This is a genomic window from Chitinophagales bacterium, assembly GCA_017303415.1.
Classification (GTDB): Bacteria; Bacteroidota; Bacteroidia; order Chitinophagales; family Chitinophagaceae; genus SpSt-398.
Window position 1 is genome coordinate 360,087 of sequence record JAFLBJ010000001.1, and the last position, 26,978, is coordinate 387,064.

The window sequence follows — 26,978 nt, forward strand, 5'->3', positions numbered from 1 at the left end:
CATGTCCTATGAAACAATAGCAATTTTAGTTCATCAGGCTACGGTCAATCCGGATCATTTTCCTTAACAAACTAAACTTTATGGCTGATTTTTTTAAACAACTGGTTGGCCTGGCCGGCTTTGGCCTGGTCGGAATTGTCATTATCATGGTGATCGTTCTGGCTTATGTGGTGATCAAAAAACCCAACAACAAATTCGCCATCCTGGTTATGGCGGGCTTTTGCCTGATTGTTGTTGTCCTCTTCACTTTTGCCGGAGTGGGGATTGCCAAAGAAAATAAGGTTCTCGAAGAAGACAAAAAAGAACTGACGGATAATAACGAGAACCTGAAGGACAGTATCAAAAGCACCTCAACTATGCTTGATATCAAGAAACTGGAATTGATCACTGCCACCGATAAAAATCTTTCCAACAAGGACCTCGCCGAAATCAGTAATAAAATTGCGGATAAACTGGATACCCTGGGCGCCAACGCGCATACATCTGACAGTGCCCGCCAGAAATTTTCCAAAGCCGCCCTGGACTACCGGGCCATTTCCCGAAACCTGAAACAGGATAGTATCAAACCGGAGGAAGCTAAGGTAAAAATTTTGAGCAACGCGAAAGTAGTGCTGGTAAAACCAACCCTTATCCCTAAACAATAAATTCTAATCATGCCTTTTTTAGATTTTTCCATCGATCTGCATTGCCATCCCAATTACAAAACCTTTGCACGCGCGCATACTGATAACGGAAAAGCGCCAGGTGCGCAAAGCGATTCGATCAACAACCGCTCGAGTCTCTGGTATTATGATCCACCCAAACTGGGGGATAAATTGCTGAACTATTTTCTCAGCATAACCAAATTCAGGCAAAACAACCTGACAGCGGCCCTGTATGGCCGGCTGCTGGTAATGGCCGTTGGACTCGGAAGCGTGGAGAAGTTTTTTTTCAAAAACAAACTGGGATCCGGCAAGATCAGTGATATCGCCAATGACTTTGTATCCGAATTCGGCGAACCCCGGATCAATGCCATTCAGGGAATGAAAGATTACTGGGCCGACTTCAAACGGGAGATCAAATTCATGGAGCAGCAGGAAAGCCAGCCAATGAAGATCGACGGATACTGGTATACCTATCGCCTGGTTAAAAATTTTACCGAACTGCAGCAGGCAATGGCGGCCAATGAAATTGTCCAGGCGGGTACCCGTCGCGAACTGCCACTGAACCTGGCCCTGATTCCGGCCGTGGAAGGCTTGCATATCCTGAACTGTGGGTTGGAAAACCCCTGTACACCCGCTGAAGTGAAATCCAATGCCGAAGCGCTGAAAAAAATGCCCAATGCACCCTGGTTTGTCACATTCAGCCATCATTTTTATAATGAACTCTGCGGGCATGCCCGCAGTTTGCGTAAACAGATCGGCAAACTGACCAACCAGGAAGAAGGAATCAATTCGGGCTTCACCCCCCTGGGACGCTCCGTACTGGATATATTGTTGCGTAAAACCGGCGGACGACGGATCCTCATCGATGTCAAACACATGAGCGCACTGGCCCGCAAAGAATTCTATGCGCTCCGGAAAAGCAAATACAACAGCGATTTTCCCATTATCATCAGTCACGGGGTTTGTAACGGCCTGCCCACCCTGGGAGCTACGGTTTCCCAATTCCCGGAGATTGGAAACACATTTATCAACCCGGTGGAGGACGTTATGGGTGGCGATGGTAATTTCAAAGACCACAACCTGATCAATTTCTTTGATGACGAGATCATTGAAATGGTGAAAAGTGATGGAATCCTGGGCCTGCAACTGGACGAACGCCGGATTGCCAGTGATGAAACCATCAGCCGCGTAAAACATTCCCTGGCGCGGAACAAAATCATGCATTACCGCAGTGAACTGATGTGGAAACAGGTTCAATATATCGCCGAATTGCTGGATGCCAATGGGCTTTATGCCTGGGGACATATTGCCATCGGTTCGGATTACGACGGACTGGTCGATCCGCTGAATGCTTTCTGGACAGCCGAACAATATGATGATCTCGCCAGCTTCCTGGAACGGCATGCCTATAATTATTTCAAAGACCATCCCGAACGGATCAAAAACGGATTCAATAAAGTGACCCCGGACCTGGTGGTTCAAAACATATTTCGCGATAACGCCTGGAATTTCTTCAAGCGGTGGTTTTAAAAAAGTGGGTGTATTAAAAAACTGATTAAGTTAGCACCCAAAAACAACCACAGATGGAACCCACCAAACTTGGCATTGGCACCCGGCTGCAGCATACGCAATTCGGCCCTGGTGTCATTGTCGGCATACGCTATGCCTCTTACCTGATTTCTTTTATTCATCATGGCATCAAAGAAGTGGATAAAACAGATCCCAAGCTGGAAGAGATCATTCATGAAGAGATAACGGAGGAAATTGAAACCCATAGCGAAGCGGAGCGATCCCTGCTCAAGATCCTACGGCTCTGGGGAGGGCTGACGGAGATCGTGCCCCTGGGTGACCGGTGGGCCGGCGGCACTTTATTACTCCAGCCAGCCGACAAATCATTAAAACCAAAGGAAATCCCGGTCGACGATTTTTTTCACAAGATCGTGATGCTCCGCGACCGGCTAAGGGTGCTGGAGCAAAACATCAACAGCCACAAAAAACTCAGTGACGAAGACAAAGTAAATCTTCAACAGTATATCACCCGTTGCTACGGATCACTCACCACCTTTAATGTTTTGTTTAAAAACAAGGAGCACTGGTTTGTGGGAGAAAAAGGGGGGAAGGAAGACTAATTTTCAAATACAACCTACAGCCCATACACTACCAATTCCCGTTCAATAAAGCTGAGGCTAAAAGCAATTTCCATAATGCCCCCACACCTGCAATACTCCTTTTCCGCCCAAGTATGGCAATACAATCCCCCAGCGGGTTGGTTCTTTGTTTCCTTGCCTTTGGAAATAGCCAAAGAGATCCGGGAGAATGCCGGATGGCAGGAAGAAGGCTGGGGCCGATTAAAGACCACCGCCCGTATCGGTAAAACAGAATGGAAGACCGCCATCTGGTTTGATACCAAAAAAAGAACCTACCTCTTGCCGCTAAAAGCAGAAATTCGAAAAAAAGAAAATGCAGTGGCAGGGAAAAAACTGACTCTTACGATTTGGGTGTAATCTCTCCTGTTTATTCGCCAGGTTTGACCCGGTTGGCCATAGCCTTTCACTAATATTGAGTAACAACCTTAGACATCCAGGCTAAAGTCAAATCCCGCTTTTCAAAGATTACTGTTGATACTCAGCAGATTGAAGTGAAATAACAATTTTTGCTTCCGTATCAGAATACTGTACCTTACTGGTATCTCCAAAACCAAAACATTAAAAACATGAAACGATTGCTTATGATCAGTTGCCTGGCAACTCTTATTGCCTGCAACAGTGCCGACACCGGCCAAAAAACTGAAACAAGTTCTGACAGCAAAACAGCTATCCCCACCATGCCCTACACATTGGATAAGCCTTATAAAAACTGGCAGCCGGGTGACCAGCAAAATGCATTGATGGTCATGAACTCGCTAAAGGCCTGGGAAAATGGGGATATCAATAAATCAATGGAAGCTTTTGCCGATACCGTGGAAGTCCATTTCGACAACTGGGCGGGAAAATACAGCAAAGACAGCCTGGCAAAACAGTTTGCCACATTCAGAAACAGTCTTGCTTCCGTATCCATTCATATGGATGACTGGGAGTCTGTGATCGCGGAAGATAAATCGGAACAGTGGGTAACCATGTGGTATAAAGAAACCTCCACGGATAAAATGGGTAAAACTGATTCGGTGATGTTTGTTACCGATGCCGGTATTGTAAACGGAAAAATAGCGATACTCAATGAAGCTATGCGACGTTTTCCAGCTAAGAACTAAAGCATAAACATAGACCCTGAAGGAATCGCCCTCTTTATGGGCGACTCTTTCAGGGTCTTGTCATTTTTCGTCCCTCTAAAAACTCGCCCGGATGCCCAGATTTAACGTAAGGATACCATCCGCCTGCCCCAACTTATAATAACTGACTCCCCCACCTACACTCCAGTTGAGGGAACGCTCCCCCTCCAGAAAAATGCGCCGTATGGGAACCAGTGGTTTTGTAAAATCATAGTACCCGTTTATGGCTCCCCCAAAACCAAACTCCGATCCACCCCCCTTGAACAATCCCAGGGCCGGACCAGCCTCAAACTCTATATCTCCTTGTGGACAAGGCATTACATGATAGCCGGCAAACCCATGGACGATGGACAGGTTCTCATATTTAAAGGATCCACCTGTGTAGGTCTCGGTTTTCCCAATCAATACCTGATAACCAAATTCTGCCTGAAAACCAGAACGGACCACTTCAATGGCCTGTATCTGATCCATACCTATCACCCCAACGACTGAATCCAGTTGGGCCAATTCAAGGGCAGACATGCCCAACTCATCCCGGGAAAAAACGAAAGGACTTTTGGCCTCGTCCTCCTTGTACCCCGCCCCGCGAATAAGCCGGTTCCTCCCTAAATCATACTGAACCCGGGCACCCGCCCCCAGGGAAAAATTCTCGCCTCCCTTACCAATCGGTAAGTTGGCAATCAAATCAACATGAAGGTTTCCTGATCGCTCAATCATGCTCCGGTCAATGGCCGTAATAGCCATGGGTGTCTCCTGAATAATCTGCGCGTGGATAGATTGCAATAGGCCCATAACCAGCAACCATACGGGCACAAGAATGACTTGTTTCATACAGTGAAGTTTTGGTTAATGAATAAAAAAGGGCGGAATGGTAATCCCAGGCAATGGATGAAGAATCCAGGCTCCGAATCTGTAAAGAAAACAGGCAGTTGGTTAGATCCGTTTCAATTTAGCCTAAGAAAGGTAAGGAAAAAACACAACAGAAAGCCTCGTCCCTCCAAATTTGGGTTTCAGGAATAAGTTGCCTACATTTTGGGCATTAATTATGTATAAACGCATGAAACCCATCCTCCTTCTGGCGCTACTAAGCCTTTTTATTTCTCAGGTACAGGCCCAATCATTGAAGAAAGTTCCCATCAAAACAGCGACCAACAACACAGGTTGTTCTGTTTACAGTTTCTGTGATCTTACATTCAGTGTCACCCCAAGCCCCGACTCCTCCGAAGTATACTTGGGAGAATGTATAAAGGATAGCCTTGTTTATGGGGTGGTATTTGTTAAACTGGCAAAAGAAGCTATAGCAACCGATTTTGATGTTGCAATAGATTTAACCATTTCCTACCTGGATTTCCTGAAATCCAATTTGACCATTACTTCCGCCGCGGGATATGGAAAAGGTCATACCCTTCGCAACAATGAAAATATTCGGGGTGTTGTGGATTATTGGGAAGACCAGGAAAAAAACAACTGGAAAATAAAAGCATGGACCGACAAAACATTTATCTGTGTACTCTATGCTTATTCCAATAAAGAGTTGCCGGAACAAAAGATCGATGCTTTTTTGAATGGGTTAACTGTTCCGGGGATGTAAAAAGAATCTGGTTTTTAGAATTGCAAATCTTATATATGAAATCTTACCTTATCCTTTTGCTCTCTATCCAACTTTCTTCTGCCCTCCAATCCCAAACCCTTTCAAAGTTCTCCATCGAACTCAACTATGGCTTGAACGGCAATTTTTTTGTCCGGTCCTATGACGAAACAAGTGGGCCTCAAAACAAAACCTACCTCTATAAAAAGAATTTCCTCGGTACCGTGGGTGGCCTGGAACTGAAATACCATTTTCGAAACAACTCCGCACTGATATTCGGATATGCAAGATCAACCAATAAAGGAACCAAGAATTTTTCAGGAACAGTCAATGGCGTGGATGTCTATATCACCGATTTCAATATCCGCCACACCAATGGCTTTTATCAATTGGCCTACGAACGGAGGTTCAGGAAATCCAATCCGGCACTTACCTATCATGTCGGACTTGTACTGGCCAGTATGCAACAACAGGAAATTGGCATCGAAAATTTCAGCAATCAGATAGTGATTGCCGAACGAAATTTTAAAAACTCAAAATTGCAGGAAGCCGGCGTATTCGGAGGCGTTCAGATACAGAAAAAGATCGATACAAAATTTGAAATTGGACTACGCGCCAGAGCCTATTACCTCGTTTCCGTACAAACCCTGGAAGCCCTGACCCTTACCCCGACTCTTACCTATCGGTTTTAACAATACACCTTCACCCCTTTGTTATTGTTTCCCGGGGATCCGGGGAAATGATCAACGCTGAATTTACCGGAAATTCAATCCGGTTTCCTTGTGAAATAGTATTTCACTGAGGCTCTTGTATTTCCAAAGATCCAAATATGTGAATCTTGTAACTCTTGTCCAAGATTGTATAATGCTTTGTCGAGTGAAACTTCCCACCTTTAAGTCCTGAAATTCCTTCACATATTCCTGCGATGCGGGATATTAAAACATAAAAAATGAACTCTAAAGAATTAAATGGCAACTGGAATGTAATAAAGGGCAAACTGAAAGCAAAATTTGCCATCTTAACGGATGATGACCTGAAATTTGTCTTTGGCAAAAAAAATGAAATGCTGGGTCGCATTCAGATAAAACTGGGAAAAACAGAAGAAGAGTTCCATAAAATCATTGCAGCGCTTTAGTTGGTTTATGAATAAACCTGGCAAAGCATTAAATGACTTTACGATCAATAATAAATAGTATAGGATCTCCTCACAACCAAACCGAAGAAAATGAAACTACGGAAACTTATTTACCTGCTTCCCCTTTTGCTCCTTCTGGGGATTACCACACCGGCTTTCTCCCTGAACATTATCAAAAGCCCCGCAGACTCCACCAGCATAGCCATACGGTCGGAGCAAATTCTTAACCGGCTCAAGGAAATCAAAGGAATGGACAGATCGGCCTTGTCAAAGACAGAAAGAAAAGAATTGCGGAAAGAGGTGAAAGACATGAAAAAGGAAATGAAAGCTACCAAGGGCGGTGTCTATCTCTCCGTTGGAGCCATCATCATCATCATATTATTACTTATCCTGATCTTGTAAAAATTCATCCCCTTAAAAAAGACACTTTGCGGTATTCCCGGCTAGAAAACGAAAGGAGTTTGTTTTATACAAACTCCTTTGCCTTTTAATATTGTCACACCAGCAACATTGGGTCGATCAACTCTCCTGCACCGCTTCATAATTCTTTGGCTCAAACCGGGGTGTACAAAAACATAAAAATATCAGGTCTGCCGAACCCGTATTGGTGATCCGCTGGGTTTGACCCGGAGGAATCAGCACCATATCGCCAGGATTAACTGTACCTGCAGCTTGGCCATCGACCTCCATGGCGCCAGTTCCGGATAAGATATAATACTTTTCGGCTGTACCTAAAACCCGGTGTAAGGCCGTAGTGACCCCGGGCTCTACCCGGGCGCGGGCAACTGATAGATCAGGCTCCGAAGAATTGTTGAGCAACTCGGTGATATAACAGCGCTCCTCAAAATAATACTCGCTTTTGCTATCGGCCTTTATGATTGGGGACATAGAGAATATTTTATTAAAAACCCACCTTACCCCCGCAAAATAGGCCAAATGCGGGCTTCCAGGCAAAGTCTAAAGTCCAAACTTTCCCCACTTTTCCCGAAATTCGGGTTCAATCGAAAACCAAACACCCCCGCCCAACATGAGCAATGCCCGCGTCTTTGCCTACACTTTTGCTTCCATCTATCCGCACTATATCACCAAAGTGGAAAAGAAAGGCCGTACCAAAGAAGAACTGGATGAAGTATTGATGTGGTTGACCGGCTACAATAAAAAGTCATTACAACAACAGATCGATCAGAAATCAACGCTGGAGGATTTCTTTGCAAAGGCGCCGGAAATCAATCCCAACGCCTCAAAGATCACCGGCGTAATATGTGGCTACCGGGTAGAAGAGATCGAAGATAAATTAATGCAGAAGATCCGCTATATGGATAAACTGGTAGACGAACTTGCTAAGGGAAAGGCAATGGAAAAAATATTACGTAAATAATTAACTAAACACGCACCATGCTCCTCGCCATTCACCCCAAATTACCGATGCGCTCAAAAGCCGCTACGCGTGATTTTTACCTACATAACCTTGGCTTTAAAGACATCGGTCAGGTGGACTACCCTGACTACCTGATGGTACGCCTGGATGAGGTAGAAATTCACTTTTTCTCCTTCCCCACCCTCGACCCCGCTACCAATGACGGACAGGTATATATCCGCGTGAAAGACATTGAGACCTGGTATGCTTCGCTAAAAACCACCGGTATCCGCCTCACTGAATTAAAGACCATGCCCTGGAAACAAAAAGAATTCTCCACCTGGGACCCGGATAACAATGTATTGACCTTTGGGGAAGACGCGTGAATACAGAAAAGCTGACCCCAAAAACAAGTAATCACAGCCGATTACCTAAAGCAAATAATATTCCCTCCTGGGCGATACGGATCGGTCAGTGACCGTTTCTTCAATCATAGACAGATCAGGGCTAAACCTGGACTTATATAATTTGGCATGACCGGAAAGCGGTTCTTTGTCTTCCACCACCGCCACCGTTAGCTTCCCCTGATTGTACAGATCGGTGCCATACATCTGTTCCAGGTTCTTTTCAATACTCTGCGCGATCGTGGTCATAGGCGTGTCTGTGGGCTTATTTTCAAAGGGATCCTGCAGGTGAATGGCCATTTTTTCAATCAGTAAAAAACTGGCTGAGATGGCCACCACCAGGGGCACTTCAAACAAGCCAAAATACTCAATAACCCCAAATGGCAACAAGGCAATGAACAGCATCATTGACATATGAATATATAAACTGTAGGTGCTGGGGAAAACAGTATTCTTGATCCGCTCACATTTGCCCATGGCATCGCATAAACGGGAAAGGGTCCTGTCCAATTCAACTTGCTGAAACCGGTTGATCCAGCCCTCTTCAAGCGCCAATTGAATATCCCGCCCCATCAGGTCAAGCAAAGCAGCCGGTACATTGTCCATATCCCGCACATAGTCTAATTCCCTGGGTTCAAGGTATTTTTCGAGACCTGACATTACCTGCTGCTTGCGCAGGTGCCTGCCCAGACTATAGGTCCAGGCGATCTGCCTGCGGATCATACGTTGCCGGAAATTCTCCAGGCCTTCATTTTCACTTTCCATGGGTGTAAACGACATCACCTGCCGGGCCAACGTCCTCGAATCATTCACGATCGCCCCCCAGATATGACGGGCTTCCCACCACCGGTCATAAGCCTGATTGCTCCGAAAACCAAGCAATAAGGAAATAACTGTTCCCAAAATCGTAGGTACTGAAATCGGGATGGAGATACGCGTCATGTGATACTGCTCATAGAGGATGGAAACCAAAATGGCATACAAAGCGATAATAATGATCTCTTTCTTAATCTTTCCAAACACGTATCTAAAGGGAATATTCTTCTGTAATAACATACAAATCGTATTAGGTGAAATTTACCTGGTCCTTCGCACAGCCATTTTGGTACTTGTCGAATTGACTACCGGAATTAATAAGATCCCGCCTTTGCGTAAACCTGCTGAGGCTCAGTCGTGAAGATTTTTTTATTACTGAACACAGGTTCCTTTTTCCTTGGTACTTCCCTGACCACCGGAATACCACATTTGGTAAACAAGCCCGCCGGGTTTACGCTTTGCTTGTGCGCCTTGGTAAACACATAATGGCTGGGATAGAAGATCATGTTCACATCATTGGCCTCAATAAAATTTCTGAACATGGCCCTGGTATCACCCTGCATACACCGCACTACGATCTTACCTACCCGTTGGCCATATTCATCCTTTAACTGTTTACAAGCCTGACGAAAATTCTCTGTCATCAATTCTGCTGAAGGATCTTTATAACTGGGACGCAACAATTCAAAGGGCAGGGAAGATTGTTCAAAAGCATGAAAAAGAATGATATTAACTTTCATGTCTGTAGTTAAGCCCAGCGCCTGTTCAGCCAGTTTTATGGAGGCAGGACTAAAGTCTGTAGGTACAAGAATGTTTGCCATATTATTTTGGTTTTATTTAAACCTCAAAATTGGACAGCAAACATTAGAGGCTCCTAAAGACCAGAATAAAATTGGCTTAGAAATTCATTAGAGAGAGATTAGAAAATTAGAATGCCTTAATCTGTATGTCACTCCTTTGTTTTATTATCCACCAGTGGAAGACCGATCTTTACTGTTGTCCCTTCATTCTCAACCGATTTTACCTCGATAGCTCCTTTGTGAAGCCGAATGATGTTATTGGATAAGGGCATGCCGATACCATAACCCTCATACCGGGAGGTGTTGGAGGCCCTGAAAAATGGGTTATAGATATATTTCAGTTCGTCAGCCGGAATGCCAATCCCTTTGTCGACCACCCATATTTCTGCATTCTTTCCCCGGAAATACAGATGAATACTCACTTTACTATTATCTGAATACTTACAGGCATTCATAACGATATTACTGATGGCCATCACCAGCAAATTATAATTCCCCTGAACGCGGGAACGGCTTTCCTCTTCTGGCATTTCATCAATGCGGATCTCGATCTTGTTATCAGGCACAATGGCATCACAATTTTCCTTTACATCAAACAGAAGCTGATCAAGCCGGATGGCTTCCCAACGCTGCCGCTTTCCATCAAAACCGGTTTGGGCCAATGACAAAAGCCCCCTGGTAAGCTCCTGTAATTTTTCCGCCTGTTTGGTGATCTGAACCAGGCTTTGCTGATACCCCTCCACTGTTCTCTCTTTTGAAAGGGCCAGGTCGGCTTCTGCCACGATCGCCGTAAGGGGTGTTCGTAATTCGTGAGAGGCATTGCTCACAAAATTATTCTGAATCTCAAACGCCGTTTCCAGCCGATTGAGCATCAGGTTAAAGGTGCTTGTTAACTCCGCAATTTCATCCGCGCCTTCCTGTTCCTTTAACCGTAAATGAAGATTGCCCTCATTGATCTGTTTTACCCGGTTGATGATATCCCGGAAAGGCTTGAATGTTTTCTTGGAAAAATATCGCCCAACCGTATATATAAGCGCCACCGCAAAGATCAGGTTCACAAATTTGATGATGGCCAGATGCCGCATCATTTCAGTGCCATACTCATTGGTGGCGGACTTGATAACAATATAATTCCCCGATTCATCCTTATATAAAAACCCTGCAAAATGCCTGAACCGGATCTGGTCAAAGACCGTGGCGCCATCGGCTTTCGTGATATCCGCAATATATTTTTCGGTAAGGGGTTTGGGTATGGGTTTCTTTCCGGGCCCGGTTACACTGTCCAGCTTTAAAATGATCGCCTGCTCCTCAGGCAGCCGTTCCAAATATTGTTTCTCAATTTCCCGAAATGCTTCCGTTGACACTTCCCCTTGCTCAAATCGGTATTTGGAAGAAATGCGCGCCCGCAATTCAAGTCGCTTATGAAAATCATTGTTCGCGAAAGAACTGATAAAAATATAAACCACGATGTTCAGGATCAGAAAGATCGTAGCCGTGAGAATGGTAAATAGAAGGGTGGTCTTTGCTTGTATTTTCATATGGCTGCCTGCTTAAGCTTTCAGCATATATCCCATGCCGACTACCGTTTGAATGAATTTTTTGTCCGGGTTATTGCTGATTTTTTTCCGCAGGTAATTCACATATACATCCACCACATTTGTTCCCATATTAAAATCAATGCCCCAAACCTTTTCCAGGATCTCCATTCTTGACAATACCCTGTTTTTATTCCGGACAAAAAACTCAAGCAATCGAAATTCTGTAGAGGTAAGCGCAACCGGTACCCCATCCCTTTCCACTAATTTTGATTTGAAATCGATCCGAATTGTATCCAACTCCTGAACATCTTCCTCCTGTACCACCAGGCTCTTTCTGCGGTTCAGTGATTTTAAACGTGCTTCCAGTTCCGCAAACTTGAATGGTTTTACCAGGTAGTCATCCCCGCCAGCTTCAAGTCCGGCCACAATATTCTCTGTTGTACCCAGGGCGGTCAAAAAAAGAATAGGGGAATGGATCTTATTCTCCCGAAGCCTTCTGCATAACTCCATCCCACTCATACCTGGGAGCATGATATCCAGAATCAACACATCAAAGCTGTGGGCCAAGGCCATCTGCAAACCGACATTACCTTCCGGTGCTACTGAAATACTATAACCCTTCTCGGTAAGTCCCTTGTTTATTATTCCCGCAACATAAGGTTCATCTTCCACCAATAAAATCTTCATACTCAACTATATATTAAAAATAATTTCAATAAAAATGGCCGTTTTCTATCTTTACAAAGAAACCATCCATTTGTTCAGCACAAAACAAATTTTCGGTTGTAGGTGGCAGTGTGATTTATTGATTCGTCCAGATTTATAATTATCGATGTATAGAAATTACCAAATCAACAAACCCCCATCCATTAATATGAGAATTACAATCAAACTTGCACTTGCTTGCAGCTGCATACTGGCCTTCTCGGCTTTTAGTTTCCAACGAACTATTCAGGATAAATATCCCCTCAACGGAGAGTGGAAGCCCATTCGGCAAGAGATGGGAGGAAGGGCCATGCCTCCTGAATATTATGCCAAGCATCTCCTGGTACTTCAGGATACCAATTATGTTTTTACGGCAGAAAGCGTCGACATTGGTGTTTCAAAATATGCCGATGGGAAAATGGACATTACCGGAAAAGAAGGAGTAAATACCGGCAGATCGTTTAAAGCGCTTTACGAATTAAAGAAGGATACACTGAGTATCTGTTATAACCTGAAAGGTGATCAATACCCGGCCAGCCTCTCTACTCAGGGCCAACCGATGTACTTTCTATCCGTTTATATTCGAAATAATAAAGAATAGCGGTGTTGGTTCAGCTGTGCGGGACTTCCAGTCCCGCACAAATAGAAAGCCGCCTCTGGCGGCACCACCTATCCTAATCCCCCTCCTCCAACAAAAACAACTCCTCCACCGCCATACCAAAAACCTTCGCGATCTTCAACGCCAGTACGGTTGAAGGCACATACTTATTACTTTCCATGGCATTGATCGTTTGTCGGGATACGCTGACCTTTTCTGCCAGGTCAGCCTGGGTTATATTGAGCCGGGCGCGCTCTATTCGGATATTGTTTTTCATGACTGCAGGCTTTTTCTTCTTTCCAAATAAAGTACAAGGTTGAAACGAATCACAAAAAGAATCAACGTCGTACAGATATTATACGCCATGATCGTCAAAAACAATTCATTGTAAAAAAGTATGATCGAAACCATAATGAACAATGAATTGATCAGGACAGCCCACAACAAAGACTCCAATCTTAATTGCATGATCCGTTCATCTTCGTCCTTTTCCCTTGAAAAAGCCATTAACAACAGCCCACAGGTCAACAATACCCCACCCAACTCATCGGTGAAATTGTTTTGGTGAAGGTTAAAAAGAAACCCCTCATTAAAACTAAAATGCTCCGAGGGGCGTGAATAATCCAAAAATTCTAAGGTGAAATCAAAATTGAGGTAGGCTACCATCAAAGCAAAAGCCGGTATCGCTATTACCAGCCCTGCGTATTTCATGCGGGGTGAAAGCAAAAATCGGGGTGACATAAAATATGTTTTAAATGTACACCCCAAATGTAAAATTTATTTGTCTAAATGTCAAATAAACTTTACACAAATTTTTGTTAATCAGCGTAAACCCGCGTGATCAAATATCAAAGCGGTCCAACTCCATCACCTTCACCCAGGCTGCCACAAAATCCTTCAGGAATTTCTGCTCTCCATCTGCACAGGCATAAACCTCAGCCAGTGCCCGAAGTTCAGAATTGGAACCGAATACCAGATCTGCCCGGGTGCCTGTCCATTTCTTCTCACCCGTTCTGCGATCGCGGGCTTCAAACACCTCCTTGGTTTCATCCACAGCGGTCCAGGCACAAGTCAGGTCAATCAGATTGACAAAGAAATCATTGGTCAATTGACCGGGTCGTTTGGTAAATACCCCATGTTTGCTCTGGCCATGGTTGATATCCAATACCCGCAAGCCCCCGAGCAAGGCGGTCATCTCCGGGGCGGTCAATGTGAGGAGTTGTGCTTTGTCGATCAGGAACGCCTCGGTAGAAGTGGTTTTTCTGTTCTTTTTGTAGTTGCGGAAACCATCAGCCGCTGGTTCCAATACGGCAAACGATTCAACATCGGTTTGCTCCTGGCTGGCATCGCCGCGACCGGGAGTGAAAGGCACATGGATGGAATGTCCCGCTTTTTTGGCGGCCTCTTCTATTGCAGCAGAACCACCCAGCACAATCAGGTCAGCAATGGAAACACGCTTGCCATTGTTTGCCGCATTAAATTCTTGCTGAATTTTCTCCAGGGTATCCAACACTTTTGCCAAACGCAAAGGCTCATTCACTTCCCAGTATTTCTGAGGGGCCAGGCGGATCCTTGCTCCATTTGCGCCACCACGCTTATCCGATCCACGGAAAGTTGATGCCGAAGCCCAGGCGGTTGCCACTAACTCCGAAACACTCAATCCACTTCCCAAAATCTTAGCCTTCAATCCTGCCCAATCCTGACCATCCAACAAATCGCGGTCTCCCGCGGGTACAGGGTCTTGCCATATCTCATCACCTGCCGGTACTTCCGGACCCAGATACCTGGCTTTGGGGCCCATATCGCGATGGGTCAGTTTGAACCAGGCCTTGGCAAATGCTTTTTCAAATTCATCGGGGTGTTCAAAAAACCGACGGGATATCTTTTCATATGCCGGATCAAAACGAAGGGAAAGATCCGTGGTCAGCATAAATGGTTGATGCCGTTTATGGGGATCATGCGCATCAGGCACCAGTCCTTCACCGGCATTGCCTTTGGGTTTCCATTGGTGCGCGCCAGCAGGACTCTTCGTCAGTTCCCACTCGTATCCAAAAAGGTTTTCAAAGAAATTATTGCTCCATTTGGTAGGTGTGGTTGTCCAGGCGCCTTCGAGACCGCTGGTAATCGTGTACTCGCTGTGACCGGAACCATAGGTGTTTTTCCAACCCTGGCCTTGTTCTTCGATAGTGGCACCTTCGGGTTCACGTCCTACATATTTGCCCGGGTCACCGGCGCCATGGGTCTTACCAAAGCTATGTCCACCGGCAATCAACGCTACGGTTTCCTCATCATTCATCGCCATCCGGGCAAAGGTCTCCCGAATATCACGCGCCGCCGCGATTGGATCGGGGTTGCCGTTGGGGCCTTCGGGATTTACATAGATCAATCCCATTTGCACCGCTCCAAGCGGGTTTTCCAGATCACGGTCACCGGTATAACGTTTATCACCAAGCCATTCCGATTCAGAACCCCAATAGATATCCTCCGGGGCTTCCCACACATCTGCACGTCCTCCGGCAAAACCAGCGGTTGGAAATCCCATGGATTCAAGGGCGCAATTCCCGGCCAGGATCATCAGATCGGCCCAGGAGATCTTGCGGCCATATTTTTGTTTGATGGGCCATAACAACAAGCGGGCCTTATCCAGATTGGCATTATCAGGCCAACTGTTCAGCGGGGCAAACCGCTGGGTTCCCATGCCTCCACCTCCACGACCATCATGTATACGGTAGGTACCGGCACTGTGCCAGGCCATCCGGATAAAGAAAGGACCATAATGACCATAGTCAGCCGGCCACCATTCCTGCGAATTGGTCATCAATTCATACAGGTCTTTTTTAACAGCAGCAAGGTCCAGACTTTTAAATTCACTGGCATAGTCAAAATCGTCTCCCATCGGATTCGATAAGGAAGAATGCTGACGAAGTACACTCAGGTTGAGTTGATTGGGCCACCAGTCACGGTTGCGTGTTCCACCACCAGCAATTGCTTTGTGCGTGGCACCGGTAAAGGGACATTTGGCTTGGGTATTGTTGTTATCCATCTTTAGTGTGATTTAAGGGAGAGCCAAAGCTACTCAAATCACATCATCATTCATATTGATTATTCTTATTAACTAATAGATAATATTTATAAGAAAGATTAGGATTCATTGAAGAGAACAGGAGAATCTACCTCTAGTAACTAAAAAACACCACCATATTCACCTGATCTCTTTGTCCCCCATTTAAAAACTGGTTCATATACGCCAGTTCAAACCGCAGGTCTTTGTTCACCTGGTAACCCACACCTGTATAGAGCCGGTTGCGGTCGAAGATCGTACCACGCGTATTTAGAAAAATCTCGTTATAGGCCGAGAGATAAGCCCCTTTGGTAGCGGATGCTTGTTTTTGCAGGGCCAGGTTGAGTAACAGAAAATACCGGAAGCGGGTCCTGAAATCCTGCGCGATCCAGCGTTGCTCAAACCGGTACCGGTGTTGCAGTTTCAATCGTCCAAATGTCTGTCGGGTGATGAATTGCTGAAACACGCGATGTTCATCTACACTTGTTTTGTCGTCGGTATTGGCAATATAATTTTCGCTATGGATAAAGGCATAACCCATCATCAGGTTATTGTTGTTCTCCGTCAGGTTATACCCGATACCCGTGCGGAGCAGGAGTTGCTCGAGGTCACCGATCGCATTGTAGTTGCGCAGTTGTACCTCATGATGCCAGTTCCATTTTGAATCGATCTTTTTATTGCCAAAATAGATCAGCCAATTTCCAAAATCGCTTTTTTGCGCAGCTACCCCAAGAGGTGCCAGCAATAAAAGCATAACGCATTGCTTAAATATCTTATGTGTGAAACAATCTTTCATATTGCTAAAATAAGACGGTAGCGTCTTTTATGGTCCTTTTTGGTCGGGTTTTCCCCATCCTAACCATTCCGCCTGATGACTAATTACCCTTTTCCCGATGTAGGTATATCACCATTAAAAAATTAAACTCGATCAACATGAAACGTAAATCAATGACCATCGTGCTGGCTCTCTTTGTTGTGGCCATAACAGGTTGCAAAAAGGGAGAAGATCTGGGAGAAGACTGCGAAGACAACAACACTACACAGGTAACCTATACCAACAACGGTACAGTTCCTCTCCGGGTGAAAGTGGCAGCCACACTCACCCCCGCCCTTGAACCAATAAGCCCCATTCTCGATTTTGACCTCGCGCCAGGCGCCAGCACAGTAAAAGTATTTAAGGCAGAACGCTATTTTACCCTTTGGTATAATAACTGTGCCTCCAGTTGTGCACTCACCACCTATTATTTAAAAACCTTTGAATCCTGTCTGGAATACGAAGAAAAGCAGTAACGTCGCGAGCACTTTTCATTTAGTAAATTGCAGGCTAAAAGCTAAAGGCTAAAAGCTAATAGCTTTTAGCCTTTAGCTTTTTAAGTAAAAAACTCTTTTCGAATGAATGTTTCCGTAAATCACAGCGCGCCGGTCTATCACAGTGAAGAGATCACGATCAATGCTCCCGTAGAACAGGTATGGGACATTCTCACCAAAATAGATGAGTGGCCTGAATGGCAGGCTGCTGTTTCAGAAGCCAGGCTTGAGGGCTCCCTGCGCGAAGGCGCCACCTTTAAATGGAAGGCCGCAGGCACCTCCCTCACCTCCCAGATCCATACGATAAGGCAATACCGCGAGTTTGGTTGGACCGGCAAAGCCATTGGCACCAGCGCGGTACATAATTGGTATTTCGCTGATCTTGGTGGACAAACCAAACTCCGGGTAGAAGAATCCCTGGAGGGTTTCCTCCCCAAACTCCTGAAAGGCTTTTTCCAGAAAACCCTCGCCAAAGGCATGCGCACCAATCTGGAAGAATTGAAGCATGAAGCGGAAAACCCCTAATTTCACCGTTCACGTCTCACGTCTCACGTCTCACCATTCACCATTCACTATTCACCATGAAACTCCTCCCCCTTCTACTACTCCTCCCCTTCCTCTCCCTGGCCCAGGAAAAGCCCGGTAGCGAAAACTACCAGACCATCCTGCGCCTCGACAGCCTGGTGTTTGAAGAAGGTTTTAATAAATGCAACTACAAAGCCCTTGAGCAAGTGTTGGATACCGGTCTGGTGTTTCTCCACGATGTAGCCGGGGCACAGGATTATAAAGGTTTCTTTGAGGCCACTAAAAAGAATATTTGTGGCAACCCCAATGGCAAACCCCTGCGTAAAAGAGTGGATGGTTCCCTTGAAGTATATCCCCTCTATAACAATAATGTGTTATATGGATTGATCCAGTCTGGCCAGCACGATTTTTATTTTAAAGAACCCGGAAAACCCGAGGTACGTACCGGCACGGCCAAATACATCCACACCTGGTTATTAAAGGAAGGGAAATGGAAACTGGTCAATGTATTGAGTATTGATCACAAAGCAGCGGGGCCTATCGCTGATTGATCTGTTCGATTTCACTCCACGAACATAATTTCATATTAAAATAATTTAGAAGGCCCTCCCTTGCACGGGTGGTTGGGAAAACGCTGAGTATTCCAATGAAAAAAATGGTATTTTCATTGATATCAACTGAAACTAAACCATTTTTTCATGCCCAACCTTATCCAAAAAATCGGGAAAATTATTGGAGCGCCTGAAAAGGGTGCGCTGGCAACTTCTGCAGTGCTTCTTTCCCTTGACCTAATGGGAGGATCGGGTCTTTTCTCCGCTGCAGGGGCGGCAACAGGAATCGCTCAATCAGGGATAGGCAAAAGCCTCTGCGAGGCATTAAAAGGAGCCATTGGTGGATATCTTCCCATCTTATTTCAAAACCTGGAAACCAGCAAGTCTGCCCAAGAAAACCATACCAACTTTAAACTATTTATGAATGCTACAGATAATTGTTTAAAGGAGGTAAGAACCTGGTTCCTCGAATCCTATGATCTACAGAAAAACCTTTTGTCATCGCAAAAAGACCGTTCAAAGGCAAAAAGGATATTCAACGAACAGATCGTTGACCCTTTCCTTACCTACTTCACGGAAGACCGAGTGGCCGAACTTTTTAATGAGAATAAACAATTCAATGCAGCCCAATTTATTGAGCTGGCATTTCAAGAATCAGTCAATTTCAAGAGCCCGGGTTTAATGGATTATGAAATTGACAAGGAAATTATACGCCGGGAATTCTGTGCCGTCTTCCGGAAGAAATTCCTCGATCAGATCAGGATCATCATTTCAAAGGATGCTGTACTCAGAGATAGTTACCATACTTTTCTATTTCATCAGATCATAGAGGCAATGAATTCCACCAAAGGATTGGAAAGTCAACTTTCCGAAGTCCTTCTTACCCTGAAAAAACAATCCGGTTTAGAGTTCCCACCTTGTTCCCCGGAAATAACCGACAGGTTGAATGCATTGGAAAAAAAGACCGACCAGTTACTTGGGCAAATTTCAGGTTATATCAAAGCACATCAAATTCCCGACCTGCATTATATGTTGCCATTGGAAGAGCGGGAAGAAATACAACTTGGATTCTCCTATCGCTATACAGGCTATGTAGGCAGACAGGATATTCTGATTCATCTTCATGATTTCATGAATCAAACCGATCCGTTGAAATGGGTGATGGTTGCAGGAAAAGCCGGGCAGGGTAAAAGTCGAATAGCCCAGGAAATCTGTGATGTATATTATAAAAAGGGATGGCATGTAGGTTTTTGGCCGCCCAAAGCAGATAGGTCAAGCTTCAACTGGGCACAATTCACACCAGGTCATTTCAATGGCGTTCTCCTGGTTTTCGATTATATAATCGGAAAAGAAAAAGAAATCAAATTCATTCTTCAGCGGATCGCCATTCGCCTGCGAGAATTGCAAGCTGAAAAAGCTAACCCAGGCCTGGTTCGTGTTATTTTGCTTGAAAGAGAATTTTCCAATGATTGGCTTGATAGTATTGCAATGCTTGATCACGTGGGCGACAAGCTTTTTTCTCCAGATAAAATTCTCAAACCTGAATCAAAATAGTTATCTAATAATAATGTACCCTATTTCCTGCTTACTGGACTTGATAATGAGGATCTGATTCGCTTGATGAGTGAGCTATTGAATAATGAACCAAACACAAAGGACCGGGAACAGTTGTTAAATTTATTAATTGCTATTGATTCGGAAAAACGCCCACTTTTTGCCTTTATACTTGGTCTTTACATCCGGGAAAATGGGATCACCGAAGAATTGACGCAATGGAATCGCATTGAACAGCCATTAAAATATATACTCGCCAGAGAGGAACGTGATTGGGAAAAAGCCCCAATCTGGCAACGTCACTCGGGGCTGATCGGACGTACGGCCATTTTTATGGCTGCCATGGGGCAGAATCTTAGTTTATCAAAACTTTTGCAGACCATTGGAACTTATTTAAAAAATTCAGATCCTATCGAGCAGGATGCAATCGCACAACTATTTCGAAGTACATCCCATTATCGGGAAGGTATCCGAGATTCTTATTGTCTCGGTTTGCAACCTGATTTGCTGGCAGAATATTATGTTATCCGACATTTCCTGCGTCTTAATGACCCGGACGAATCCGCATTACTGCTAAACTCAACTTTCAAGATCGACCCGGAAATGGTCACTTCCATGCTGATCAAAACAGAACAAAATTTCCGTCATCACTCCGGTTTTGAAGCGGTATTGTATTGGTTGAAGGAAATGGTACTTCATGCCAGCCTGGATGTTGAACAAGCCCGTGAACTCAGTCGGCTCATTAACGGATTCTTTCAAAGTAATACCCCTAAGGAAACAGATCGCTACAATCTCCCTTATATCCTGATATTCTTTGAACACCTCAAACACTTGCAACTGAGTTTTCCAGATGATATTGAACTTGCCCGCACCTATACCCGAAGCGCACACCGATACAACTACTATTTTGCAGCAAAAAAAGATCCCGACCCTGAACAAGCATTTCAATACCTTCTGGACTATGGTGTGGCTATGCGTGGTTACCAACCCTTCCAAACTGATCCGGAACTGGCACTTAGACAAACAACTGGTGCTAGAAATGTCATTTATAGCCTTTTAGTGGAAAAAGAAAAAAGAAGTGTGGATATTTTTCGATGCCGTGAAATATTTGAAACCTATATCTGGGAACTTAGAAAAGTTGACAAATTCAAAAACGACAGGGAAATCCAGCTCGAAACAATAAAAGCGATCGATCTATTGATAGAAGGCTATACCTCAAGGCCAATATCCAAACCCGATCAGGCAGTTGAATTGATCAATGAATATCTTGATCAACTTATGAACGGAGAAGACTTTGCCAGCGATCTCGCTTTTGCCGAATTTCAACTGAAATGCTATTACACCCTCTTGTATTATTATTGCTACATTGATCCCCAGCCTTCCATTAAAAATGGAATCCACTACTATAAAAAAGTTGCTGAGTTATTCGCTAAGTTTAAGGAAAATGATTCGATCATTCAGCATCGAAATCTTTTGCAGAACCTGGCAGATACTACCTCCAAATTTCAACGCCCCCCTCTATGGAAAAAACTTGAAAATATTAACGGGACAAACTCCCTTGAAAAACTTAATTCTGATGCCCTTCTTTCCGACCCGACCATTTGGAAGATTGGAGAAAAGATTCCTATCGAAACCTGGCAGAAGTTATACCTGCCATTTCTAAATCAAACACCCCTCTACCCAGATGAACAAAAATTGAAGAATTTACTTGCCGATGCTTTTGAACAATCGAAATACCCGCCCGATATCAGGTATGTAAAACATATTATTGGCGCCAGGGCTTTTAAGATCCCTTTTTACCAAAATGCCACACTCTATCAGGTACTCTGTAAACTGGATTCATGGGATAGGTACTTAATTGGAACAGGGACTAGACCCGGACCCGGGATAGGTTTGATAAACTTTATCCATGCACCTGGATCCTCAGCCAGGTTTTATTGGCTCACCGGTTTATCCACCCCGATCCACGATTTAAATGGGCATTTTAATCTCTCTCTTCATCAGCCAGATTTAGCTAGAGACTACTTGCGGTATTTCTGCCTGATGGTACAAGGTGAAAGTGGCTCATTTACCCTGATGGAAAGAATAGAAGATGTATTTATGGTCGAATCACAGGAGAATGATATCGCTGAAAAAAAATTGACAGAGGCTCTCAACCAAAACATCCCCAAGCCCCCGGAATTCGATCCGGAAGAAAACGCCTGGTATAGTAATAACCTTATTGCCTTTGGCTCAGCCCTGTTTAAAGTCCAAATGAAGACAAAAACTTTTGGCCCTATCGAAATGCTGGATGACGACCCGCTTTTAGCCGACTTACCGATCTGTTCCATTCGCTTCCTGGAAGGACTTATGTATCATTTTGAGCCTGAAGAAAATTGACAGGAAGGAATAAGGTTGCCAGCGATAAATTGCTACCTTTGCCCCCTTGTTTAACCTTTTATTAACCCCCTTCCCAATACATTTGCGCTATTCAAGTATAGTTATGAAGAAACTTTTTGTGGCAGCCCTTTTGACCTCCTTCCAACTGGCTGCCTTAGCCCAGGACAGCACCGTATCCAAATCTCCCAAAACCGATTGGAGCAAAGTAAGCCTCGCCGGCCGTACCAACGACCATTTCATGTTCCAGATCGGGACCGCTGGCTGGTCAGGCGCTCCAGATAGTTTGAATATCAAAGGATTATCCAAGAATTTCAACATGTACTTCATGTTTGATTTTCCTTTTAAAACCGATCCCCGTTTCTCGGTGGGCATGGGTGTGGGTTTTGGCTCTGAAAGCATCAGTTTCCAGGATACTTATATTGGGATAAAAGACGCTACCTCTACCCTGCGTTTTCAGGATGTAAGCGATACCAACCACTTCAAGAAATACCGGCTGAATACCACTTTCCTTGAAGCACCGGTTGAACTACGCTTTACCTCCGACCCCACCAATAACAAGAAAAGCTTCAAAATGGCCCTGGGTCTCAAAGTCGGAACCCTGATGGATGCCCATACCAAAGGCAAGATCTTCGTCAACAGCAGCGGCCAGACCCTGAACGACTATACCGAAAAGATCAAGAAAAAAGACTTCTTCAATAAGAACCGATTGGCCGCCACTTTCCGTTTTGGCACCGGCGCTTTCTCCCTCTACGGCACCTATCAACTCGGGCCATTGATCAAAGAAGGCCTCGGACCCACGGTACGGCCCTGGGCAGTGGGTATTTGTATTTCGGGGTTGTAAGGCTAGGCGATTGGGATGTTGGATGTCGGATGTTGGATGACGGAAGTCCGAGGTCCGGAGTCCAAAGCTTTTTCCTCGGTCAACTGTCATCCGTCATCTTTCCCCGTCATCCAACATCCAACCTCCAACATCCAACCTCCACCCTCCAAATCCCCAATCCTGGTCTATCTTTGCCTCCTATGTTAGAGAAGAAGACCACGCTACCCTCCGAAGAATACGCCGTTCTAGTTGGCCTCATACAAAAAGACCAGACGGAACAACAGGTTACCGAATACCTCGATGAACTTGCTTTTCTGGCCCTGACCGCTGGTGCCCAGACCCTCAAACGCTTTACCCAAAAACTCGCGCATCCCGATAGCCGAACCTTTGTCGGCAAGGGAAAGTTGCAGGAGATCAAAGAATATTGCCTCGGTAAAAAAGTAGGCATCCTCATCTTCGATGATGAACTCAGCGGGGCACAGATCAATACCATCGAAAAAGAGACCGGCATCAAGACCATCGACCGGTCGGATCTTATACTTGATATTTTCGCCCACCGGGCCAAGACCGCCCAGGCCCGTGCCCAGGTAGAGCTGGCACAATACCAGTACATATTACCTCGCCTGCGGGGTATGTGGAAACACCTGGAACGTCTTGGTGGGGGTATCGGTACCAGAGGTCCGGGTGAAACGGAGATCGAAACCGACCGTCGTATCGTACGGAATAAGATCTCGCTGTTGCGCAAGAAACTCGCTGAGATCGACAAACAGGCTTTTACCCAGCGTAAGGACCGGGGTGAATTCATTCGCGTGGCCCTGGTAGGATATACCAACGTGGGCAAGTCCACCATCATGAATATATTGGCCAAGAGTGAGGTCTTTGCCGAGAATAAACTCTTTGCCACCCTCGATACCACAACGCGTAAGATCGTTTTTGAAACCACCCCCTTTCTGCTCAGTGATACCGTAGGTTTCATTCGCAAACTCCCCCACCACCTGGTAGAGAGTTTCAAAAGCACTTTGGATGAGGTACGCGAGGCGGATATTCTTTTGCATGTGGTAGATATATCCCACCCCAATTACGAAGACCAGATCGGAGTGGTGAACAAAACCCTGCAGGAGATCGGTGCGTTTGATAAACCCACGCTCACCATTTTTAATAAAATGGACCGGTACGAGTCGCAGACCTTTGACCCCTGGCTGGAGGAGAGCACCAAAAAAGAGATCCTTGAAGACCTCGAAGACCGCTGGCAGAATGCTACCGATGGTAATGCGGTTTTTGTGGCTGCCACCGAAAAGCGAAACATTGAAGGATTGCGGAATAGTATTTTAGAGAAGGTGAGGGAGTTGTACCGGGTGCGGTATCCGTATAAGACAGAGTTTAATTACTGATAACCAGGATTAATAGGATGGCGCTGATTTGCTGTCAAATTAAATTTCGAAAAAAAGATTGCCGCAGCCTCCGCCCTTCTCTTAGCGAACGCCGCGAGAAATTCCGCGACATCAGTGTTATCCGTGTAATCCCATTAATAAACCCATGAGCCTCAATTGGACAAAGATCGCTGAGCACCCCAACGAGCTCAACTTCAATGATGAAGGTCTCGCCGAGGTCCAGGTCGGTGACCGCAAGTTTTGCATCGCCCGGTTTGAGGACCGGCTTTTTGCCTGTTCCCATAAATGTCCCCATGCTGCCGTCCCCCTGGCCGGTGGATATATTGATACCAAGGGAAATATCGTCTGCCCCCTTCACCGCTTTAAATTCAGTCTCGAAACCGGCCGAAACGTCTCCGGCGAAGGCTATTTCCTCAAGCATTGGCCCGTCGAACTCCGCGAAGACGGGGTCTATATTGCCCTGGAAAGCCCCAGTGGTTTTTGGAAGATTTTTGGGTAAAAATGGTGAAAAACAGGTTGTTGAAATCCGGAAAAGACTTACTTTTGCTGCCCCGAAAGGGGTAATACTCCTCCTTAGCTCAGTTGGTTAGAGTCCCGCACTTGCGGGATTAATCAGGGGAACGCTGGTTCAGACAGCGATAAAAAGCTGAAACATATACTCCTCCTTAGCTCAGTTGGTTAGAGCATCTGACTGTTAATCAGAGGGTCGCTGGTTCAAGTCCAGCAGGGGGAGCAGAAAGCCCGGCCATCGTTGCCGGGTTTTTTATTTTAATACCTATACCTCAAAATTCAGGCCTTGGAAATTAGCGGCAGTATTTTCATGCGGGACAGAGGAAAAAAATGCAATTCATTTGGAACGATACATTAAAAAGCAAAAAAGCAGAAAACTAATTGAAAAATTAATCTCATCCGAATTTGCACCCACCGGCGAGCTGGCTCAGTTGGTTAGAGTCCAGGACTGCTTGCCTTAGCCTTACAAATTTCACCCACCACCCATATCCAACTTAATAAATTTCATAAACCTTATATAGAATTAATTTATATAGAGTGATTTCTTTTAGTAAGTGTTTTATTTACTACAAGTAAGCAAATACTAAAAGTTATAAATCTATTCAATTAATGCAGAAATAAAATGTTAGAACCTCCGTTTGAATCGTGCACCAGCACCTTATACTATGATTCAATTCGGCATTAAAAAAGCAATACTTTTTATTCTTCTCGGTTTTCATCTTACAGCAAATTCACAAACTACCCTGGCCGCTGGCGATATAGCTTTTACAGGTTATAACGCTGATGATAATACTGTAAATGGACCTTCGTCGAATGATGATTTCAGTTTTATCCTATTGAAAAATATCACGAGCGGAACAACCATTTACTTTACTGATTTTGGCTGGTGCTCCAATACCAACGCCTTTCAAACGCCAAACCCTTGTGGCGCCAGCACAGGAGCTGTAAGCGATGGCGTCGTTCTCTGGACAGCCACATCAAATATGAGCTACGGTTCGCAAATAACCATCCGATGCCGTTATACTCCAAGTGCCAACTATGGCACAGCCACCGGTTTTCAGGCAACCTTTAATGTTGGTACCGAATATGTAAACCTCGTCATTGGAGGTGACCAGCTCTTTGCTTATCAGGGATCACTTGCTTCTCCTACTCTTCTTGCCGGCATGGGTATGAACGGCGCCTGGGACGCCACGCTTACCAATTGTACCTTTACCTCTTCCGCCAGTACCATACCAACAGCCTTATCTACGAATGCCTATGCTTTTAACATTACCCCGGAAGTGGACAATGCACGCCTGAAAACAACCGTTTCATTAACCGGTACTGCAGCTACCGACAGGGCCGCCATTCATAGTGCAGCCAACTGGGATGTAAATGATGTTACGGCCTTTGCGTTGCCGGCTCCCATTGTTACCCTTCCTGTAAATTTTATCAGCTTCTCGGCAGTACGCACGCAGGGATCAATTAAACTGGTTTGGGATGTTGCCGAAGAGATAAACCTACGCGAATACAAGGTTCAACGTACAACAAATGGCATGCAGTGGGAGGACTTAACGACTATGCCTGCAACTCATTCGTCACGTTACACCTGGACCGACCCAAACCCTGGTTCAGCGAAAAACTATTACCGCATTTGCTCAGTGGACCTGGATGGGCAATTGAAATATACCCGCGTAATCTCCATTGAGACAGGGATAGCGTCATTCAAAATAAACGTCGCGACAAATCCGGTCCGTGAATATGCAGATGTAAAAATCGAACTCCCGGAAAATACTGTCATTTCCATGCAACTGGTCGGAGCAAACGGATTGACCATCTGGACATATCATGCAAACTTACCGGCTGGCGCACATGTTATTAGAGTAAACGAACTAGCCAGATTTGCCCCAGGCGTTTACCAACTGGTAATAAAGTCAACAACCAACACGGATTCTCAGACTCTAAGTATTTTAAAAGTAAATTAGAGACGGCTATCCTCCACCACTGGCCCCAGTCTTACGAATTTCAGCCACTGTCAATTAGTAAT

At 45.1% G+C, this 26,978-nt stretch carries 31 protein-coding genes and 1 tRNA gene; 22 read left to right on the forward strand and 10 right to left on the reverse strand.

All coding sequences use genetic code 11. The annotated features are described in order from the left end of the window. Positions 1-80 precede the first annotated feature (80 nt). The 5 genes from J0M30_01480 to J0M30_01500 all read left to right on the forward strand — a co-directional run bounded on the left by J0M30_01480 (position 81) and on the right by J0M30_01500 (position 3,894). Positions 81-644, forward strand: coding sequence for a hypothetical protein (locus tag J0M30_01480; protein MBN8666142.1), 564 nt, complete (start codon positions 81-83; stop codon positions 642-644). Between the two features lie 9 nt (positions 645-653). Continuing rightward, complete coding sequence (locus J0M30_01485; GenBank protein ID MBN8666143.1) at positions 654-2,174, forward strand: hypothetical protein; 1,521 nt, start codon at positions 654-656, stop codon at positions 2,172-2,174. Positions 2,175-2,227: 53 nt separating this feature from the next. Continuing rightward, positions 2,228-2,773: a hypothetical protein gene (locus tag J0M30_01490; protein MBN8666144.1), complete on the forward strand. Its 546-nt coding sequence runs from the start codon at positions 2,228-2,230 to the stop codon at positions 2,771-2,773. A 75-nt stretch (positions 2,774-2,848) separates the two neighbouring features. Next, entirely contained in the window at positions 2,849-3,148 is a 300-nt protein-coding gene (locus J0M30_01495) for a DUF1905 domain-containing protein (GenBank protein MBN8666145.1), read from the forward strand. A gap of 209 nt (positions 3,149-3,357) precedes the next feature. Further along, positions 3,358-3,894, forward strand: coding sequence for a hypothetical protein (locus J0M30_01500; GenBank protein MBN8666146.1), 537 nt, complete (start codon positions 3,358-3,360; stop codon positions 3,892-3,894). Positions 3,895-3,969: 75 nt separating this feature from the next. Here the strand turns inward: J0M30_01500 and J0M30_01505 are convergent, their stop codons facing one another. Further along, entirely contained in the window at positions 3,970-4,743 is a 774-nt protein-coding gene (locus J0M30_01505; GenBank protein MBN8666147.1) for a hypothetical protein, read from the reverse strand. 226 nt (positions 4,744-4,969) lie between these two features. Between J0M30_01505 and J0M30_01510 the strand changes: the two genes are divergently transcribed. From J0M30_01510 to J0M30_01525, 4 genes are all read left to right on the forward strand, one after another. Continuing rightward, on the forward strand, positions 4,970-5,503 hold the full coding sequence (locus tag J0M30_01510; GenBank protein MBN8666148.1) for a hypothetical protein: 534 nt from the start codon (positions 4,970-4,972) through the stop codon (positions 5,501-5,503). 35 nt (positions 5,504-5,538) lie between these two features. Beyond that, positions 5,539-6,192, forward strand: coding sequence for a hypothetical protein (locus J0M30_01515; protein ID MBN8666149.1), 654 nt, complete (start codon positions 5,539-5,541; stop codon positions 6,190-6,192). Between the two features lie 257 nt (positions 6,193-6,449). Further along, positions 6,450-6,635, forward strand: coding sequence for a CsbD family protein (locus J0M30_01520; GenBank protein ID MBN8666150.1), 186 nt, complete (start codon positions 6,450-6,452; stop codon positions 6,633-6,635). A gap of 90 nt (positions 6,636-6,725) precedes the next feature. After that, positions 6,726-7,037, forward strand: a complete 312-nt coding sequence (locus tag J0M30_01525) for a hypothetical protein (protein MBN8666151.1) — start codon at positions 6,726-6,728, stop codon at positions 7,035-7,037. 117 nt (positions 7,038-7,154) lie between these two features. Here J0M30_01525 and J0M30_01530 read toward each other — a convergent pair whose 3' ends face one another. Next, positions 7,155-7,523, reverse strand: coding sequence for a cupin domain-containing protein (locus J0M30_01530; protein MBN8666152.1), 369 nt, complete (start codon positions 7,521-7,523; stop codon positions 7,155-7,157). A 139-nt stretch (positions 7,524-7,662) separates the two neighbouring features. On the opposite strand from J0M30_01530, the gene J0M30_01535 reads away from it, so the two are divergent. Both J0M30_01535 and J0M30_01540 read left to right on the forward strand, forming a co-directional pair. Continuing rightward, a complete protein-coding gene (locus tag J0M30_01535) occupies positions 7,663-8,013 on the forward strand; it encodes a DUF2200 domain-containing protein (protein MBN8666153.1) in 351 nt (116 codons plus the stop codon). Positions 8,014-8,030: 17 nt separating this feature from the next. Further along, on the forward strand, positions 8,031-8,378 hold the full coding sequence (locus tag J0M30_01540) for a VOC family protein (GenBank protein ID MBN8666154.1): 348 nt from the start codon (positions 8,031-8,033) through the stop codon (positions 8,376-8,378). Between the two features lie 45 nt (positions 8,379-8,423). On the opposite strand, the gene J0M30_01545 is transcribed toward J0M30_01540, so the two are convergent. The 4 genes from J0M30_01545 to J0M30_01560 form a co-directional block, all read right to left on the reverse strand. Further along, positions 8,424-9,452: a hypothetical protein gene (locus J0M30_01545; protein ID MBN8666155.1), complete on the reverse strand. Its 1,029-nt coding sequence runs from the start codon at positions 9,450-9,452 to the stop codon at positions 8,424-8,426. Between the two features lie 74 nt (positions 9,453-9,526). Continuing rightward, positions 9,527-10,033, reverse strand: a complete 507-nt coding sequence (locus J0M30_01550) for a universal stress protein (protein MBN8666156.1) — start codon at positions 10,031-10,033, stop codon at positions 9,527-9,529. Positions 10,034-10,161: 128 nt separating this feature from the next. Next, positions 10,162-11,550, reverse strand: a complete 1,389-nt coding sequence (locus J0M30_01555; protein MBN8666157.1) for a HAMP domain-containing histidine kinase — start codon at positions 11,548-11,550, stop codon at positions 10,162-10,164. Between the two features lie 12 nt (positions 11,551-11,562). Beyond that, complete coding sequence (locus J0M30_01560) at positions 11,563-12,237, reverse strand: response regulator transcription factor (GenBank protein MBN8666158.1); 675 nt, start codon at positions 12,235-12,237, stop codon at positions 11,563-11,565. Positions 12,238-12,424: 187 nt separating this feature from the next. Here J0M30_01560 and J0M30_01565 point away from each other — a divergent pair, with 187 nt between their 5' ends. After that, positions 12,425-12,856, forward strand: coding sequence for a TIGR03067 domain-containing protein (locus J0M30_01565; protein ID MBN8666159.1), 432 nt, complete (start codon positions 12,425-12,427; stop codon positions 12,854-12,856). Between the two features lie 73 nt (positions 12,857-12,929). On the opposite strand, the gene J0M30_01570 is transcribed toward J0M30_01565, so the two are convergent. From J0M30_01570 to J0M30_01585, 4 genes are all read right to left on the reverse strand, one after another. Then, on the reverse strand, positions 12,930-13,130 hold the full coding sequence (locus tag J0M30_01570) for a helix-turn-helix transcriptional regulator (GenBank protein MBN8666160.1): 201 nt from the start codon (positions 13,128-13,130) through the stop codon (positions 12,930-12,932). After that, on the reverse strand, positions 13,127-13,594 hold the full coding sequence (locus J0M30_01575) for a hypothetical protein (protein ID MBN8666161.1): 468 nt from the start codon (positions 13,592-13,594) through the stop codon (positions 13,127-13,129). Before J0M30_01575 ends, J0M30_01570 begins: the two co-directional genes overlap by 4 nt. Before the next feature lie 100 nt (positions 13,595-13,694). Then, positions 13,695-15,896: a catalase/peroxidase HPI gene (katG, locus tag J0M30_01580; protein ID MBN8666162.1), complete on the reverse strand. Its 2,202-nt coding sequence runs from the start codon at positions 15,894-15,896 to the stop codon at positions 13,695-13,697. A gap of 133 nt (positions 15,897-16,029) precedes the next feature. Continuing rightward, positions 16,030-16,668: a DUF2490 domain-containing protein gene (locus J0M30_01585; GenBank protein MBN8666163.1), complete on the reverse strand. Its 639-nt coding sequence runs from the start codon at positions 16,666-16,668 to the stop codon at positions 16,030-16,032. Positions 16,669-16,847: 179 nt separating this feature from the next. On the opposite strand from J0M30_01585, the gene J0M30_01590 reads away from it, so the two are divergent. From J0M30_01590 to J0M30_01635, 10 genes are all read left to right on the forward strand, one after another. Then, positions 16,848-17,204, forward strand: coding sequence for a hypothetical protein (locus J0M30_01590; protein ID MBN8666164.1), 357 nt, complete (start codon positions 16,848-16,850; stop codon positions 17,202-17,204). 102 nt (positions 17,205-17,306) lie between these two features. After that, positions 17,307-17,747 carry an SRPBCC family protein gene (locus tag J0M30_01595; GenBank protein MBN8666165.1) on the forward strand — a complete coding sequence of 147 codons (441 nt, stop codon included), beginning with the start codon at positions 17,307-17,309 and terminating at the stop codon, positions 17,745-17,747. 56 nt (positions 17,748-17,803) lie between these two features. Continuing rightward, positions 17,804-18,298, forward strand: coding sequence for a nuclear transport factor 2 family protein (locus J0M30_01600; GenBank protein ID MBN8666166.1), 495 nt, complete (start codon positions 17,804-17,806; stop codon positions 18,296-18,298). A 147-nt stretch (positions 18,299-18,445) separates the two neighbouring features. Continuing rightward, a complete protein-coding gene (locus J0M30_01605) occupies positions 18,446-19,852 on the forward strand; it encodes a hypothetical protein (GenBank protein MBN8666167.1) in 1,407 nt (468 codons plus the stop codon). Positions 19,853-19,918: 66 nt separating this feature from the next. Then, positions 19,919-22,231 (forward strand): hypothetical protein, encoded by a 2,313-nt coding sequence (locus J0M30_01610; GenBank protein MBN8666168.1) that lies wholly within the window; start codon positions 19,919-19,921, stop codon positions 22,229-22,231. Between the two features lie 103 nt (positions 22,232-22,334). Next, a complete protein-coding gene (locus J0M30_01615; GenBank protein ID MBN8666169.1) occupies positions 22,335-23,072 on the forward strand; it encodes an outer membrane beta-barrel protein in 738 nt (245 codons plus the stop codon). 179 nt (positions 23,073-23,251) lie between these two features. Then, positions 23,252-24,442, forward strand: a complete 1,191-nt coding sequence (hflX, locus tag J0M30_01620; protein MBN8666170.1) for a GTPase HflX — start codon at positions 23,252-23,254, stop codon at positions 24,440-24,442. A gap of 145 nt (positions 24,443-24,587) precedes the next feature. Beyond that, positions 24,588-24,941: a Rieske 2Fe-2S domain-containing protein gene (locus J0M30_01625; GenBank protein ID MBN8666171.1), complete on the forward strand. Its 354-nt coding sequence runs from the start codon at positions 24,588-24,590 to the stop codon at positions 24,939-24,941. A 160-nt stretch (positions 24,942-25,101) separates the two neighbouring features. Continuing rightward, positions 25,102-25,175 (forward strand) — tRNA-Asn (locus tag J0M30_01630). A 442-nt stretch (positions 25,176-25,617) separates the two neighbouring features. Beyond that, positions 25,618-26,916, forward strand: a complete 1,299-nt coding sequence (locus J0M30_01635) for a hypothetical protein (GenBank protein MBN8666172.1) — start codon at positions 25,618-25,620, stop codon at positions 26,914-26,916. Positions 26,917-26,978 lie beyond the last annotated feature (62 nt).

Excerpts from the sequence above, each read along its gene's own strand:
- J0M30_01550 (MBN8666156.1), bottom strand. The coding sequence starts at position 10,033 with ATGGCAAACATTCTTGTACCTACAGACTTTAGTCCTGCCTCCATAAAA.
- J0M30_01570 (MBN8666160.1), bottom strand. The coding sequence starts at position 13,130 with ATGAAAAACAATATCCGAATAGAGCGCGCCCGGCTCAATATAACCCAG.
- J0M30_01585 (MBN8666163.1), bottom strand. The coding sequence starts at position 16,668 with ATGCTTTTATTGCTGGCACCTCTTGGGGTAGCTGCGCAAAAAAGCGAT.
- J0M30_01535 (MBN8666153.1), top strand. The coding sequence starts at position 7,663 with ATGAGCAATGCCCGCGTCTTTGCCTACACTTTTGCTTCCATCTATCCG.
- J0M30_01485 (MBN8666143.1), top strand. The coding sequence starts at position 654 with ATGCCTTTTTTAGATTTTTCCATCGATCTGCATTGCCATCCCAATTAC.
- J0M30_01530 (MBN8666152.1), bottom strand. The coding sequence starts at position 7,523 with ATGTCCCCAATCATAAAGGCCGATAGCAAAAGCGAGTATTATTTTGAG.
- J0M30_01610 (MBN8666168.1), top strand. The coding sequence starts at position 19,919 with ATGAGTGAGCTATTGAATAATGAACCAAACACAAAGGACCGGGAACAG.
- J0M30_01515 (MBN8666149.1), top strand. The coding sequence starts at position 5,539 with ATGAAATCTTACCTTATCCTTTTGCTCTCTATCCAACTTTCTTCTGCC.
- J0M30_01635 (MBN8666172.1), top strand. The coding sequence starts at position 25,618 with ATGATTCAATTCGGCATTAAAAAAGCAATACTTTTTATTCTTCTCGGT.
- J0M30_01500 (MBN8666146.1), top strand. The coding sequence starts at position 3,358 with ATGAAACGATTGCTTATGATCAGTTGCCTGGCAACTCTTATTGCCTGC.
- J0M30_01540 (MBN8666154.1), top strand. The coding sequence starts at position 8,031 with ATGCTCCTCGCCATTCACCCCAAATTACCGATGCGCTCAAAAGCCGCT.
- J0M30_01520 (MBN8666150.1), top strand. The coding sequence starts at position 6,450 with ATGAACTCTAAAGAATTAAATGGCAACTGGAATGTAATAAAGGGCAAA.
- katG (MBN8666162.1), bottom strand. The coding sequence starts at position 15,896 with ATGGATAACAACAATACCCAAGCCAAATGTCCCTTTACCGGTGCCACG.
- J0M30_01560 (MBN8666158.1), bottom strand. The coding sequence starts at position 12,237 with ATGAAGATTTTATTGGTGGAAGATGAACCTTATGTTGCGGGAATAATA.
- J0M30_01480 (MBN8666142.1), top strand. The coding sequence starts at position 81 with ATGGCTGATTTTTTTAAACAACTGGTTGGCCTGGCCGGCTTTGGCCTG.
- J0M30_01505 (MBN8666147.1), bottom strand. The coding sequence starts at position 4,743 with ATGAAACAAGTCATTCTTGTGCCCGTATGGTTGCTGGTTATGGGCCTA.
- J0M30_01490 (MBN8666144.1), top strand. The coding sequence starts at position 2,228 with ATGGAACCCACCAAACTTGGCATTGGCACCCGGCTGCAGCATACGCAA.
- J0M30_01510 (MBN8666148.1), top strand. The coding sequence starts at position 4,970 with ATGAAACCCATCCTCCTTCTGGCGCTACTAAGCCTTTTTATTTCTCAG.
- J0M30_01555 (MBN8666157.1), bottom strand. The coding sequence starts at position 11,550 with ATGAAAATACAAGCAAAGACCACCCTTCTATTTACCATTCTCACGGCT.
- J0M30_01615 (MBN8666169.1), top strand. The coding sequence starts at position 22,335 with ATGAAGAAACTTTTTGTGGCAGCCCTTTTGACCTCCTTCCAACTGGCT.
- J0M30_01595 (MBN8666165.1), top strand. The coding sequence starts at position 17,307 with ATGAATGTTTCCGTAAATCACAGCGCGCCGGTCTATCACAGTGAAGAG.
- J0M30_01575 (MBN8666161.1), bottom strand. The coding sequence starts at position 13,594 with ATGTCACCCCGATTTTTGCTTTCACCCCGCATGAAATACGCAGGGCTG.
- J0M30_01495 (MBN8666145.1), top strand. The coding sequence starts at position 2,849 with ATGCCCCCACACCTGCAATACTCCTTTTCCGCCCAAGTATGGCAATAC.
- hflX (MBN8666170.1), top strand. The coding sequence starts at position 23,252 with ATGTTAGAGAAGAAGACCACGCTACCCTCCGAAGAATACGCCGTTCTA.
- J0M30_01625 (MBN8666171.1), top strand. The coding sequence starts at position 24,588 with ATGAGCCTCAATTGGACAAAGATCGCTGAGCACCCCAACGAGCTCAAC.
- J0M30_01605 (MBN8666167.1), top strand. The coding sequence starts at position 18,446 with ATGCCCAACCTTATCCAAAAAATCGGGAAAATTATTGGAGCGCCTGAA.
- J0M30_01525 (MBN8666151.1), top strand. The coding sequence starts at position 6,726 with ATGAAACTACGGAAACTTATTTACCTGCTTCCCCTTTTGCTCCTTCTG.
- J0M30_01590 (MBN8666164.1), top strand. The coding sequence starts at position 16,848 with ATGAAACGTAAATCAATGACCATCGTGCTGGCTCTCTTTGTTGTGGCC.
- J0M30_01600 (MBN8666166.1), top strand. The coding sequence starts at position 17,804 with ATGAAACTCCTCCCCCTTCTACTACTCCTCCCCTTCCTCTCCCTGGCC.
- J0M30_01545 (MBN8666155.1), bottom strand. The coding sequence starts at position 9,452 with ATGTTATTACAGAAGAATATTCCCTTTAGATACGTGTTTGGAAAGATT.
- J0M30_01565 (MBN8666159.1), top strand. The coding sequence starts at position 12,425 with ATGAGAATTACAATCAAACTTGCACTTGCTTGCAGCTGCATACTGGCC.